The organism is Bradyrhizobium sp. USDA 3311 (genome assembly GCF_054062495.1).
This window is the reverse complement of sequence record NZ_JBSSFI010000001.1, coordinates 6,793,666-6,807,466: the sequence shown is the minus strand read 5'-3', so window position 1 is coordinate 6,807,466 and position 13,801 is coordinate 6,793,666. Positions and strand designations below refer to the sequence as shown.

The following is a 13,801-nucleotide window of genomic DNA, read 5'->3' as shown; positions in this document are numbered from 1 at the left end:
CATGATCCCGGCCCCGTCAGGCGCCACGCGGCTCCACGTCATCGTCGGTGATCCCATCGCGCAGGTGCGCTCGCCCGCGGGCGTGTCAGCCGCCTTCGCCGCACGGGGGCACGACGGCATTCTCGTGCCCGTTCAGGTCGCCCCGGGGGATTTGCCCGACTTCCTCTCGGTGGCTGCGCGGCTGAAGAACCTCGACGGCATCGTCGTGACCATCCCGCACAAATTTGCCTGCTACCAGGCCTGCACGAGTGCGACCGATCGGGCGCACTTCCAGCGCACCGTGAACCTGATGCGCCGGCGCGCCGACGGCTCATGGCATGGCGATATGGTGGATGGCCTCGGCTTCCTCGGCGCGGCGCGGGCAAAGGGGATCGATCCCAGCGGCATGCGCGCCCTTCTGGTCGGCGCCGGCTCGGCGCTCGCGCTCGCGCTGGTCGAGGCCGGCGTCGGCGAGCTCGCCATTCACGACAGCATGGCCGAGCGCCGCGACGCGCTGATCGGCCGGCTCAATGGGCTCGGCAAAGCGCCGGTGCGGACCGGCACCATGGACCCCGCCGGCTTCGACTTTGTCGCCAATGCGACGCCCGCCGGGATGAAGGACGGCGACCTGCTGCCGGTCGACGTCGCGCGCCTTGCGCCAGCCGCCTATTGCGGCTGCGTCATCACCAGGCCCGAAGTCTCCCCCTTCATCGCCGCGGCCCGCAAGATCGGCTGTGTCACGGGGACCGGTACCGACATGTACCAGCAGCACCAGAGCATCATGGTGGATTTCCTGCTGGGAACGGAGGCTGCGTGATTTGCGGACGTCGCGACTTGCCGGTGTCAAGAGCTTTGCTTGGATCGATTGGTCCTGTCGGGACTTGAGCGATCGCAACCGACGTAGGATCATGCGCGTGCGCGAGCCGGTCGCACCCTAAGGAGAGGAACGAGCAATGATCAAGGGCAGGATTGTGGCGACGGCGGTGATCGGCGCGGCCGCGCTGCTTCTCTCTCTGCCTGCGGCCAACGCCGCGCAATGCGGCAGCTCGCCGGCCGGGTTCGAAGGCTGGAAGCGTGAGTTCAGTGCAGAGGCGCAGGGCAAGGGCATCGGCCCGACCGCGATCTCGGCCCTGATGCAGACGAACTACGCCAGCGCGACCATCGCAGCCGACCGCGGCCAGCGCAGCTTCTCGCTGTCGCTCGACCAGTTCCTGGCCAAGCGCGGCGCCACAACGATCGTCGCCAAGGGGCGGCAGCTCAAGCAGTCGCAGGCGGCCCTGTTCGCCTCGATCCAGCAGCGCTACGGCGTTCCGCCCGGGCCGCTGATCGCGATCTGGGGCATGGAGACCGGCTTCGGCAGCCAGCGCGGCAACCAGAACATGCTGTCGTCGATCGCGACCCTTGCTTATGACTGCCGTCGCCCCGAGTTCTTCACCGACCAGCTCTATGCCGCACTGAAGCTGATCGACCGCGGCACCCTGTCGGGGGCGACCCGCGGCTCCATGCACGGCGAGGTCGGCCAGACCCAGTTCATGCCCAAGAACATCCTGGCCTATGGCACCGGCAATCTCGAGGTTGCCGCCAATGCGTTGAACTCGACTGCGAATTTCCTGAAGGCCCATGGCTGGCGTGCGGGAGCCGGTTACCAGCCGGGCGAGCCGAATTTCGCCGCGATCGAGGCCTGGAATGCGGCCGGCGTCTATCAGAAGGCAATTGCGTTGATGGGACGACAGATCGACGAGGGCGGAACGGCCGCCTCGCGCTGACGAGAGCCCCTTCAAACGGGGCTCTCGATGCTTGTTTTGACGCGTTTTCTTGACGCGAACCGGCATCCACTTCGCTCGAAAACGCTCTTGCTCAGCAAGGCGTGATGCGCCGGCGCGAGAAAGTTGTTGCTATCAGGAACTGACGGCATGAGGTTTGCTTTGATCAGATTCAGGGCTGGGCATGAGGAGACTCAACATGGCAACCCAGATCGTGATGGACCAGACTGGCGACACACGCCACGAGTTTGATCCTGGCAATGCCGAAGCGCTGGCGCGGGCCGAACAGCGCTTTCGGGAGCTGACCGGAGCCGGCTTCACCGCCGCCTTCCGTACCGGGCCCGGCGAAGTGACCCGTATCAAATCGTTCGACCCGACCGCGCAGGAAACGCTGTTCTATCCCCGCTTGGTCGGCGGTTGATCTGAGCTGCCCATGTTCGCGGCACTCCGGTTCCGCGCGCCAGCGCGTGCTCGTTTGCATGCGCTGCGCGAACTCTACCGTCGCTTCTTCGGCGAGAACACGCCGGATGCGCGCGGCCGTCGGCTTCTGGCCGATTGGCTGTCACCGGCGCAGCGCGCCCAGTTCGAGCAGCACCGGTATTTCGATGTGATCGGCTGCGATACCGGCAAGAGGTATCGCATCCACTACGGCACGGCCGCCAACGTCCACGAAATCGACGACGCCGGCATGGCAACGATGGGATGGTGCTTCGTCCCGACAGGCTTCCTGGTGCCCGGCGACGTGATGCTCGCGCAGAAGATCGCGCTCGAGACGGATGAAAAGTCAGCGCTGGCGCTCGCCAACAGGTTTCCGCCGGCAACGCATTCGGAGCATTTTTACCGGCGGCCGTTCTAGCGCCACGCGCGCAGGGCGCTCAGGAGTGCGTGGTGCGATAGGCATCCAGCGCATGCGCCGCAAAGACGCCGATGCTGCAAAGGGCGAGGAGGGCGGAGATCAGCTCGATCATAGCTCATCCTCCCGCGGCGGCTGGGCGACGAGATTTTGGCAGCAGGAATAGTCCAGGATCAGATTGAGAAGGAATTGCATGGTGGCCGTCCCTGTATGATTTTGACAACCAGATAACCGGCCATCTGTTTCAGGCGTGTTTCGTCGCACCGGAAAAGGGGTTTCGCGGGGAACCCTGGGCTGGTTTGTGCGCGGCAGGCCCGCTACATCGCGCTTTTAGTTCAATTCCTTCGGGCCGCGCGTCTTCGCGGGCGGTCCTGCTTTGCGAGGCAAAATCATGGCGCAGGTCGAGTGGTTCGACGATCTCAGCATCGGGATGCGGTTCAAATCGCCGGAGGTCGAGGTCACCGAAGCCGACATCAAGCGCTTCGCGGCCGAGTTCGATCCGCAGCCGATGCACCTCGACCACGAGGCCGCCAAGGGGACCCTGTTCAACGGGCTCGCTGCATCAGGATGGCACACCGCCGCGATTGCCATGAACCTCGCGATCCAGACCCGGCCCTTCGGTCCGCATCCGCTGATCGGCGCGGGCGTCGACGGGCTGCGCTGGACCATTCCGGTGCGGCCCAATGACCGCCTGCATCTGGTCGGCGAAGTGATGAGCCTGACGCCGTCGAAGTCGAAGCCGCAGGGCATCGCGCTGGTGAAATGGACGATGTTCAACCAGAACGGCGAGGAGGTTTACACCTTCACCCCGATCGCGATCGTGCCGCGGCGAGCCTAGGACGCAAGCCGCCTGCCGCTGGCCTTGCCCGCGGCCTGAAGCCCTTGCGGGTCGTCGGCAGAGGTGGTCATCTCGGCCCCGGGAACACGCTGGAGGCCGACATGAGACGATTCCTTCTCGCCGCCGGAATGCTCGCAGGCGCCTTGAGCGCAGCCGCCTTGAGCTCGAGGCCCGCGCTGGCGCAACAATCCAAGGTCGGCGACTGGACCATCGAGAAGCGTACGCAGGATACGCATTGCAATGCGAGCCGCGGCTACAAGGACAAGGAGGACGAGAACCGCGACTACGTCATCGTCATCACCTATTCCGACAAGGCCATCGTGATCGTGATGATCTACGACGGCTGGGAGTGGGACAAGGTCGGCGAGATCCTCCGAGCCGACGTCGCCACCGATGACGCCGATATCATGAAGAAGGCGAAGTGGGAGGTGATGGACAAGACCACCGTGCGCGGCATCTTCGAGTTCGACCAGGCGATCATGGATCGCCTCTCGAAGGCCAGGCGTCTCACGCTCGATTTCGAGGACGATGACGAGGACAGCATCGAGATGCAGATCCCGCGCGCCGGCGAGGCGCTCGCCGCGCTGAAATTCTGCGAGGAGAACCGGAAGTAAGTCGCAGAGGCCGGCCCGCAAGGCGGGCGGGCGACAGCAGGCGATCGCCGCGAGCGGGCGCGTGACTCGTCGCACACTGTCCGGTCGCTGTTCGCATTAATCCTAGTCTTTGGCGGAAACGTCCAAGCCGCATCCTGCGGTTGACGTTACGCAAGGATGATGTTCGATATTCCAGCATTGCGCTGTCGCATTTTTTCTCCGTCCAAGGCGGCGATCGGCCGGCCTGCCTCCTTCAGTTCCCGACGCGCTCGTCCCCCTCGCCACCGGGGCAACACGCAGACCCCATCGTCCATCCGATGACGATCCTCCAGGCAAACCGGTTCTCGTCGCTCGTCGGCGAGATCTACGATGCAGCGGCCAATCCCGCGCTGCGGAGCGCCGCCTTGGAGCAGGTTTCGAATTTCGTCGGTGGATGTGCCGCGACCATCCTGTCCAGGGATGCAGCCAGGCTCTCGATCGAGATCCACGAGCATTTTGGCACGGACACTCGGTTCCGCCAGCTCTATCGCGACAGATATGTCGAACTTGATCCCTTGCTCGACCGCCATCTCGACTTCGCCGCGGGCCAGACGGTCGGCGTGGCCGACGTCATGCCCCAGTCCGACTTCGAGGCGACCAGCTTCTACCGAGAGTGGGTGGAGCCGCAGGGAGCGATAGACCTCGCAACCGTGACGCTCGAGAAAACGGTCGCGCGCACCACGATCTTGCAGGTGCTGCGTCACCGGTCCCGCGGGACCGTCGACGACGCGATGCGCGAGCGTATGCGCCTGCTCGCGCCTCACATCCAGCGGTCGCGGGTCATGGGTCGCCAGATCAGGGCGCGCTCGCATACCGTGGACGATCTTGCCGATGTCCTGGACGGACTGAGCACGGCGATCTGCCTGCTCGACGCAGAAGGGAGAGTCGTCCATGCCAACGCGTCGTGCCGTCAGCTCTTCGTCGACGCCAATCTCCTCGCAATGGTCGGCGACAGAATAGTTGGCCGCAACACCCAGGCTGACAAAATATTCCGCGGCCTGTTCGAATTTTCCGCGGATGCAGGAACTCATTCAAACGGTCGCCGTCAGGTCGAGCTCGTGACATCGTCCGACGGACATCATTATCTGCTCCATGCCGTTCCGCTGAGGCGGGAGCGCCATCTGCCGCGTGACGGAGCTGCCACCGTGCTCTTCGTTCAAAGGGCCACGATGGTGTCATCGCTCGTGCCCGATGCGATCGCAGTGGCGTTCAGGCTGACGCCGTCCGAATTGCGCGTGCTGATGGCGATCGTCGAGATCGGCGGGGTTCCCGACATTGCGGCCAAGCTCGGTATCGCCGAGACGACGGTGAAGACGCATCTCAGCCGGCTGTTCGAAAAGACGGGCGCCGGCAGGCAGGCCGACCTCGTCAAGATCGCCGCCGGATTTGCGGCACCGTTTGGGCGGCAGACCGGCGCCGGCGATGCGGTGTGATCCAATTCACATCGCGGATCATGAGTTCGCGCCATCTCAATCCATTGTGATGAGCAAGGTGCGTGTGTCCTCCGAACGTATGACGCGTATCATTTGATACTTTCGTATATGGCCGCCACTTGAAATGAGAAGGGCAGCGTGCGCCATGGAACAATGCGCACCGGCACCGAACGCGGGTGCGGGGAGATAACAGCGCGTGGCCGGGCCTGCTCGTTGGTTGGAGAGATTGCAGTGAGCGGCAAGGATGAATTTTCAATTTTCAATGTTTCAACGGACCACATTCCCGAAGACGAGCGCGTGCCGCTCCTGCGCGAATTCTACTGCCGCGGCGTGCTGAAGGCGGAGGTCGAGGCAAGGGAAGGAAAGCCGGCCGCGGCGAGCTTCACGTCCCACGTCTTGCCGGAAGCCCAGTTGCTGATCGGCGGATTGTGCGGAGCGCGGGTCGTTCGCACGAAGCATCTGGTTGCAGATGGCGACGACAGTCTCGCCCTGATCGTGAACAGGTCGGGCGTTCTCGGTATATCCGAGCGGGGACACGATTTGAGGCTTCGGGCGGGAGAGGCGGTCCTGACCAGTGCGGAGGACGTCACGACCTTCGAGCGCCTCTCGCTCGGAAGCGGCTTCTCGCTGCGCGTGCCGAGACGCGTGCTGGCCCCGATGATCGTGGATGTCGACGATGCGGTGATGCGCGTCATCCCGGAGAGCACCACCGGGCTACGGCTGCTCGTCGACTACGCGATCGCGCTGGTGCACGAAAAGGTGCTGGCGGTGCCTGCGATGCGGCAGCTCGGCGTCGCGCATCTGCATGATCTCCTGGCGCTCGTTCTCGGCGCCCCGGATCACTCCCGGGAATCGACCGGACGGCGCGGCATCAAGGCGGCGCGACTCCAGAAGGCGAAATTCCTCATCGTCAACAATTGCTGGCAGCAGGATATCTCGGTGGCAAATGTTGCCCAAGAGCTCGGCGTGACCCCGCGCTATCTCCAGCGGCTGTTCGAGGCCGACGGCAAGACCTTTTCGTCCTTCCTCACCGAGCAACGCCTCAAGCGTGCCCATCGCATGCTGCGCGAGCCTGACTTCGCCGAGCGGCCGGTGAGTTCGATCGCCTACGATGTCGGTTTCGGAGATCTCTCTTATTTCAACCGCTGCTTCCGGCGGGCCTATGGCGCGACGCCGAGCGACGTCAGGAGCGGCGAAGCGCTGTAACGCACCCCGACCGGATTTAGTAGATCATGACGCAGCGTTGCGTGCGGAAACGGCGCTGAAGCCGGAGTGTTGAATGCACCGTTTCTTCTTCGACCTCCTGATCGGCAATATCGTGAAGATCGACCCGGGCGGCATGGTGTTCGAACATGCCAAGGCGACCATCGTGGTGGCTGACGAGATGGCGCGGCATCTCTTCGTCTGGCGCGACGACCTGCGCGATCGCGACGCCTGGATCCGCGTCAGGGACAACCGCGGGCGCGAGATCTATCGCGCCGCCGTGTGGGCCGAGAGCGCGGAGAGGGCGGGCTGGGACTAGGTGTGAGCCGCGCAGGCGGTGTCACAACTCTGCACCAGTTCCGGGCGAAGCGCGCTCGGTTCGTTCTGAGCCGCGACCCGGTCGCCTCCGTCCAAGTCGAATACGACGGACATTTCTACTTTAGCGCTCAGCGAATCCAATTCGCAGCGGCAGCCTCCTCCGTTTGGAGGCGGGGCTGCCGACAACGTGCCTGTGCGCCGGTGGGGCGAGATGGCGGCGACCGAGGGACTGGAAATGAATGTGACGGCAACGGCGATCTGCTGACGCCGACGGCGCGGCTGCGCTACGTCGCGGGCCGGTTCGATGGCTACAGCGAGACCGGCTCGGCGCAGGGATTGTCGGTCGGCGGCCGCACGCTGCAGAGGAGCGGGCGAGGTCGATCTGTCCTGCGTGACCAGCCTCGCCGGCGGCGAGCTCAAGGCCAACATCCATGGCGGCGTCATCGCGCTCCAGCGCGTCGGCGACACCACCATCAGCACGGTGCTGCTCGTCTTTCGTGACGCCCGGTAGCCGCAGCACGGTGGGTGCCGTCGCCGGCTTCGGCTTCGACTACCGTACCAGGCGCAACGTGTCCGTGTTCGGCGCGGTCGAGGGCGTGATGATGTCCGACCAGAGCCGCACTGGCACCGCGAGGGGCGGCGTTCGCGTCGCGTTCTGAGCCGGCATTAGCCCCGGCGGCTTGAACGCGACGCGCGCTGGCCGGGCTCCATCCGCCCGGCCGGCGCATCCTCCGATCGGAGGATGCCGCGTGCCGCGGCTGTGGTACGCTTGGTGATATTGATCACTCATGCCATTCATTGCCATGCACGGACCTCGTAAGCTGCCCGTTGCTGGATTCTCGAATCCGCTCGTCAACTGATCGGTGAAATCACGATCGGAGTTGAACCTTTTGCTCCCGTGACAGACTCAACTAAGCCGCCGGGCACGAAGAACATTCCACAGTCTCGATGTTTGACCACTGGCTCTTCCAATGCCCCGACCTCCCAAACATGACGAGTTGATCGAGAGTATATATGACGCGGGTCTCTACCCTGAGTTGTGGAGAGATGTCGTCGTCATGGTTAATGCGTTCATCGGCAGCCAGGCCTGCGGCCTGATTTCGAAGGATCCGGTCAGCAAGTCCGGCGCGACGCATTTCTATTGCGGGGTCGATCCGCACTACATCCAGCTCTATTCCGAGACCTACGCCCGCTACGATCCTCTCGCCAGGCTCCCCCGGTACGGCGAGGTGCGCAACATCCCGGATCTCGTGAATTTCGAGGAATATCGCCGCGGCCGCTTCTATCAGGAATGGCTGCGTCCACAGGGCTATGTCGACGTGGCGAACGTGGTGCTGGAGCAGTCGAAGTCGCCGTGTCCGATGTTGCTGACGGTGATCCCGGGCAGGGAGATGCTCAATGCGGAGCAGCGCGCGCGCATGCAGTCGCTGGTCGCGCACGCCAGCCGGGCGCTGCTGATCAACCGGGCGATCGAGCGAAAGCAGCAGCGAGCGATCGCGCTGGCCGATGTCGTGGACCGGCTCAGTGCCGGCGTCATCCTGCTCGATGCCGCCTGCAATATCGTCCACAGCAATCCTGCCGCGGAAGCCATTCTGGCCGCGGCTGACGTCCTGCGGTCGGTCTCGGGCCGGCTCGTGGCGCGATCCGCCGAGGCAAATCTGGCCCTGCGCGATATCTTCCGCGACTCCGGCGAGGTTGCCGTAGCTGCGGCGGCCGGTCGAAAAATCCCGCTGAGATCCGATGGCGGTTCCTACTATATCGCGAACGTCATCGCGCTGCCGTCGTTGCTGCGTGATGGCGCGACGGAGCGCACGCCGGCCGTCGGAGCCCTGTTCGTCTGGAAGGCGGAACTCGACGGCCGCTCGTGTGCCGGCCTCGTCGACCGCACGTTCGACCTCACTCCGGCGGAATTGAGGGTCTTGCAGTCGATCGTCGAGGTCGGCGGCGTGCCGGAGACGGCGATTGCGCTCGGCATCGCAGAGACGACGGTGAAGACGCATCTGCATCGCGTCTTCGCCAAGACCGGCGTTTCTCGTCAGGCGGATCTCGTCAAGCTCGTGGCGGGATTTTCCAATCCGCTCGTGCACTGACGCGCCTTCGCGTCGCGGGCGGCGTCGCTGTAGCCCGCCATAGGTTCAAACAGACACATCATTAGAAAGTTATCGCGGGTCATTCGATCGAATGACGCGATTTGCCGCGTGCCCCTCTAGGAGATGTCACACGATCTCTTGTTCGACGCGTTCGTGTTTTTGTGAAGCAACTCACAGCGAGCGGAAGTGAATCCCGTCAATCTCTGGTGTAGGTCGAAAGGAGATTGTCATGCGAACGACGTCACCGGTTCTGGCTCGCAAGTTCCGCGACATCGTCGCGCGTATCGGCGCGGCGTTCCGCGCGCAGCGCGCGATCGACGCGCGGCGCGCGTTGCTGCGCTATCGCCATCTGCTGGAGCAGCCGCACGACCCATTGCCTTTGAATGAAATCATTCCGGTCAGCAACAAAGAGGATATTGCAGACAATGCCCACGGATCTGATGCGCGCGAGCGCGCCGCCGGCGACCCCACGTTCGAGCGTGCGTAACGTCAACATCGTCGCAATCGCCGCGACCGTGGCACTCGTCACGCTTCAACTGGTTGGCCTTGCGATGCTGGAACGCTCTCACGCGCACGCGATGCATGTGTCGTTTCCACGCGAACCGCAAGTCTGCTCGGAAAACGTCGACGCTGCCGTCTCGCAAATTCCCTACGATTGACCGGAGGACGGTCCGTGCCTGATGTCACGACACTGGCTCTGCTCAGCGTTGCCGTATTCGCCGGCGCCTTTGTTTCGGGGCTGTCGGGATTCGCATTCTCGGCCGTAGCCGGCGCCATCCTGCTCCGGGTGTTTCAGCCGCTGGAGGCCGTGCCGCTGATGATGGCGTGCAGCATCGGCGTGCAGGCGACCAATCTGTGGGCGCTTCGGCGCAGCATCCGCTGGGAAGGCAGTCTGCTGCTGATCGTCGGCGGATTGATCGGCGTTCCCATCGCGGTGTCGCTGTTGCAATCCACCGATACGCATCTGCTCAGGCGCGGCTTCGGCGTCATCGTCGCGCTCTATGCCGCCTACATGCTGCTGCGTCCGACGCTGGTGACGGCCGGCGAGGCCGTCGGCCGGCACTGGGTTGCGCTGATCGGATTCGGGGGAGGGCTGGTCGGCGGGCTGACGGCCATGCCGGGCGCGATCCCGACGATCTGGTGCGACATGCGCGGCATGCCCAAGAGCGAGCAGCGTGGCCTGGTGCAGCCGTTCATCGCGGCGATGCAGGTCTTCGCCATCGCGCTGCTGGTCGGACATCAGGACCTGTCGTCAAAGGTCTTCGTCGATCTCGCGGTCAGCCTGCCGGCGCTGTTCGCCGGCTCCGCGCTCGGTGTGATCGCCTTTCACCGCGTCAACGAGACGGTCTTTCGCAAGACCGTGCTCGTTCTGCTGCTGGTGTCGGGGATATCACTGATCTAGTGCGTGAGTCCCTGGACCGGCGCTGCGCTAGTGTCGCTGCCGTGGTGCGTCAGCGGCTTCATGCCGGTGACGGTCCGCAGCAGCACGTAGAACACCGGCGTCAGGAACAGGCCGAACACGGTGACGCCGATCATGCCGGAGAACACGGCAACGCCCATGGCCCGCCGCATCTCGGAGCCCGCGCCGGTCGAGAGCACCAGCGGCAGGACGCCCATGATGAACGCCATCGACGTCATCAGGATCGGACGGAGCCGCAGCCGGCTCGCCTCGATCGCGGCGCGGATCGGGGTGCGCCCGGCGAATTCGAGCTCGCGCGCGAATTCGACGATCAGGATCGCGTTCTTGGCCGAGAGCCCGACGAGAACGATGAGGCCGATCTGGGTGAAGACGTTGTTGTCGCCCTTCGAGAGCCAGACCCCGAACATCGCCGCGAGCAGACCCATCGGCACGATCATGATGATCGAGAGCGGCAGGGTCAGGCTCTCGTAGAGCGCGGCCAGCACCAGAAACACCAGCAGGATCGCCAGCGGGAACACCCAGATTCCGGAATTGCCGGCGATGAACTCCTGATAGGTCAGGTCGGTCCATTCGAAGGCAAAGCCGGGCGGCAGCACTTCCGCCGCGATCCGCGTCGCGACTTCCTGCGCCTGGCCCGATGAAAAGCCGGGCGCGGCCGCCGCGTTGATGTCGGACGACAGGAAGCCGTTGTAGCGGATCGCGCGCTCCGGACCCGCACTCTGGCGGATCTTGAGCAGTGCGGACAACGGCACCATGTCGCCGGAGGACGAGCGCACCTTGAGCTGCCGGATGTCGTCGGCCCGGGCGCGGAACGGCGCGTCGGCCTGGACGCGGACGGAATAGGTGCGGCCAAACTTGTTGAAGTCGTTGACGTAGTAGGAGCCGAGGTAGATCTGGAGCGTGTTGAACACCTCCGTCACGGGCACCCCGAGCTGGAGCGCCTTGGTGCGGTCGATGTCGGCGAAGAGCTGGGGCACGTTGACCTGGAAGCTCGAGAACACGCCGGCGATCTCCGGCGCCTTCTGCATCGCCGCCATGAACGCTTTGGTCGCCTCGTTCAGCGCCTCATAGCCGAGGCCGGCGCGATCCTCGATCTGCAGCTTGAAGCCGCCGATGGTGCCGAGGCCGTTGACCGGCGGCGGCGGGAACATGGCGATGAAGGCTTCCTGGATGCCGGCGTATTTCTTGTTCAGCTCGGCCGCGATGGCATTGCCGCTCAGGGCTGCACCCTTGCGCTCGTCGAACGGCTTCAGCGTCGAGAACACGATGCCGGCATTGGACGAGTTGGTGAAGCCGGAGATCGACAGGCCCGGGAAGGCGACAGAGCTCTCGACGCCTGGCTGGGTCAGCGCGACGTCGCTCATCTTGCGGATCACCTCTTCGGTGCGGTCGAGCGTTGCCCCGTCGGGCAGCCGCGAGAAGCCGACCAGATATTGCTTGTCCTGGCCCGGCACGAAGCCGCTCGGCACCTGCTGGAACAGGAAGGCGGTGAGGCCGACCAGCACGACGTAAAGACCCATCACCGCGGCCTTGCCGGAGATCACCTTGGTGACGGTGCCGCTGTAATTCTCGGATGAACGCGTGAAGGCACGGTTGAAGCCGCGGAAGAACCAGCCAAGGCCCTTTTCCATGATGATCGTCAGCCGGTCCTTCGGCTCATTGTGGCCCTTGAGCAGCAGTGCCGACAACGCCGGGGACAGCGTCAGCGAGTTGACGGCGGAAATCACGGTCGAGATCGCGATCGTCAGCGCGAACTGCTTGTAGAACTGCCCGGTCAGGCCGGAGATGAAGGCGAGCGGCACGAACACCGCGATCAGCACCATGGCGATCGCGATGATCGGGCCGGAGACCTCGCGCATCGCCTGATAGGTGGCATCGCGCGGCGACAGCCCGGCCTCGATGTTGCGCTCGACGTTCTCGACCACGACGATGGCGTCGTCGACGACGATGCCGATGGCGAGCACCAGGCCGAACAGGCTGAGCGCGTTGATGGAGAAGCCGAACACGTGCATCACGGCGAAGGTGCCGACGATGGAGACCGGCACCGCGAGCAACGGGATGATCGAGGCGCGCCAGGTCTGCAGGAACAGGATCACGACCAGCACCACCAGCGCGATTGCCTCCAGCAGCGTGTGGATCACCGCCTCGATCGAGGAGCGCACGAACTGGGTGGGGTCGTAGACGATCTGGTAGGACACGCCCTCGGGCATGTTCTTCTTGATCTCGGCCATGGTGGCGCGGACGTGGTCGGAAATCTGGAGCGCATTGGAGCCGGGCGCCTGGAAGATCGGGATCGCGACCGCCTGCTTGTTGTCGAGCAGCGAGCGCAGGCCGTATTCCGACGCGCCGAGCTCGATGCGCGCGACGTCGCGCAAGCGCACCACTTCGCCGCGCGCGCCGGTCCTGACCACGATGTCGCCGAACTGCTCCTCGTTCGCGAGCCGCCCTTCCGCATTGACGGACAGTTGCAGGTCGATTCCCTTGACGTTCGGGGAGGAGCCGACCACGCCGGCGGCGGCCTCGACGTTCTGCGCCTGGATCGATTTGACGATATCGCTCGCGGTCAGCCCGTGTTCGGCCGCCTTCTGCGGGTCGACCCAGACCCGCATCGAATAGTCGCCGGCACCATAGAGCTGGACGTCACCGACGCCGTCGATCCGCGCCAGCCGGTCCTTGACGTTGAGCACCGCATAGTTGCGCAAATACGTCATGTCGTAGCGGCCGTTCGGCGACAAGAGATGCACCACCATGGTGAGGTCGGGCGAGGACTTCTTGGTGATGATGCCGAGCTGGCGCACCACGGCAGGCAGGCGGGGCTCGGCCTGCTGCACCCGGTTCTGCACCAGCTGCGTCGCCTTGTCGGGGTCGGTGCCGAGGCGGAACGTCACCGTCAGCGTCATCGCGCCGTCGGTGGTCGCCTGGCTCGACATGTAGAGCATGCCTTCGACGCCGTTGATTTGCTCCTCGATCGGCGTCGCCACCGTCTCCGCGATCACCTTCGGATTGGCGCCGGGATAGGTCGCGCGCACGAGGACGGAGGGCGGCACCACGTCCGGGTATTCCGAGATCGGCATCGCGAACAGCGAGATGAGCCCTGCGAGGAAAATCAGGACCGACAGCACACCGGCAAAAATCGGACGATCGATGAAGAATTTTGAGAGATTCATGGCCTTGCCCCTGGGCAATATCTTGGTCGTCTCCACACAGCTCCGCCGTCATTCCGGGGCGCGCGAAGCGCGAACCCGGAATCCGGAGGTGATGTGCTCGGAGTT

At 64.4% G+C, this 13,801-nt stretch carries 14 protein-coding genes; 13 read left to right on the top strand and 1 reads right to left on the bottom strand.

The annotated features are described in order from the left end of the window. Nucleotide 1: 1 nt before the first annotated feature. The 13 genes from ACVWW6_RS32880 to ACVWW6_RS32820 all read left to right on the top strand — a co-directional run bounded on the left by ACVWW6_RS32880 (nucleotide 2) and on the right by ACVWW6_RS32820 (nucleotide 10,511). Entirely contained in the window at nucleotides 2-796 is a 795-nt protein-coding gene (locus ACVWW6_RS32880; RefSeq protein ID WP_456683208.1) for a shikimate dehydrogenase family protein, read from the top strand. 136 nt (nucleotides 797-932) lie between these two features. Further along, on the top strand, nucleotides 933-1,745 hold the full coding sequence (locus ACVWW6_RS32875; protein ID WP_404522634.1) for a lytic murein transglycosylase: 813 nt from the start codon (nucleotides 933-935) through the stop codon (nucleotides 1,743-1,745). Nucleotides 1,746-1,941: 196 nt separating this feature from the next. Further along, complete coding sequence (locus tag ACVWW6_RS32870) at nucleotides 1,942-2,163, top strand: hypothetical protein (RefSeq protein ID WP_008137329.1); 222 nt, start codon at nucleotides 1,942-1,944, stop codon at nucleotides 2,161-2,163. A gap of 12 nt (nucleotides 2,164-2,175) precedes the next feature. Beyond that, nucleotides 2,176-2,598, top strand: a complete 423-nt coding sequence (locus ACVWW6_RS32865; RefSeq protein WP_011086641.1) for a hypothetical protein — start codon at nucleotides 2,176-2,178, stop codon at nucleotides 2,596-2,598. A gap of 388 nt (nucleotides 2,599-2,986) precedes the next feature. Continuing rightward, nucleotides 2,987-3,433: a MaoC family dehydratase gene (locus tag ACVWW6_RS32860; protein WP_011086642.1), complete on the top strand. Its 447-nt coding sequence runs from the start codon at nucleotides 2,987-2,989 to the stop codon at nucleotides 3,431-3,433. 101 nt (nucleotides 3,434-3,534) lie between these two features. Further along, complete coding sequence (locus ACVWW6_RS32855) at nucleotides 3,535-4,047, top strand: hypothetical protein (protein ID WP_011086643.1); 513 nt, start codon at nucleotides 3,535-3,537, stop codon at nucleotides 4,045-4,047. A 296-nt stretch (nucleotides 4,048-4,343) separates the two neighbouring features. Next, complete coding sequence (locus tag ACVWW6_RS32850; protein WP_456682118.1) at nucleotides 4,344-5,498, top strand: LuxR C-terminal-related transcriptional regulator; 1,155 nt, start codon at nucleotides 4,344-4,346, stop codon at nucleotides 5,496-5,498. A gap of 231 nt (nucleotides 5,499-5,729) precedes the next feature. Beyond that, entirely contained in the window at nucleotides 5,730-6,704 is a 975-nt protein-coding gene (locus tag ACVWW6_RS32845; protein WP_456682117.1) for a helix-turn-helix transcriptional regulator, read from the top strand. 73 nt (nucleotides 6,705-6,777) lie between these two features. Further along, nucleotides 6,778-7,020 (top strand): DUF6894 family protein, encoded by a 243-nt coding sequence (locus tag ACVWW6_RS32840; protein WP_456682116.1) that lies wholly within the window; start codon nucleotides 6,778-6,780, stop codon nucleotides 7,018-7,020. A gap of 496 nt (nucleotides 7,021-7,516) precedes the next feature. Continuing rightward, nucleotides 7,517-7,678 carry a hypothetical protein gene (locus tag ACVWW6_RS32835; RefSeq protein ID WP_456682115.1) on the top strand — a complete coding sequence of 54 codons (162 nt, stop codon included), beginning with the start codon at nucleotides 7,517-7,519 and terminating at the stop codon, nucleotides 7,676-7,678. Nucleotides 7,679-7,990: 312 nt separating this feature from the next. Next, a complete protein-coding gene (locus ACVWW6_RS32830; RefSeq protein WP_456682114.1) occupies nucleotides 7,991-9,109 on the top strand; it encodes a helix-turn-helix transcriptional regulator in 1,119 nt (372 codons plus the stop codon). Nucleotides 9,110-9,338: 229 nt separating this feature from the next. Then, the gene (locus ACVWW6_RS32825) at nucleotides 9,339-9,596 is read left to right on the top strand and encodes a hypothetical protein (RefSeq protein WP_456682113.1); all 258 of its coding nucleotides are present in this window, start codon (nucleotides 9,339-9,341) and stop codon (nucleotides 9,594-9,596) included. 186 nt (nucleotides 9,597-9,782) lie between these two features. Next, nucleotides 9,783-10,511 carry a sulfite exporter TauE/SafE family protein gene (locus ACVWW6_RS32820; protein WP_011086649.1) on the top strand — a complete coding sequence of 243 codons (729 nt, stop codon included), beginning with the start codon at nucleotides 9,783-9,785 and terminating at the stop codon, nucleotides 10,509-10,511. Here the strand turns inward: ACVWW6_RS32820 and ACVWW6_RS32815 are convergent. After that, nucleotides 10,508-13,696, bottom strand: coding sequence for an efflux RND transporter permease subunit (locus tag ACVWW6_RS32815; protein ID WP_456682112.1), 3,189 nt, complete (start codon nucleotides 13,694-13,696; stop codon nucleotides 10,508-10,510). The genes ACVWW6_RS32820 and ACVWW6_RS32815 overlap by 4 nt on opposite strands. Nucleotides 13,697-13,801: the final 105 nt, after the last annotated feature.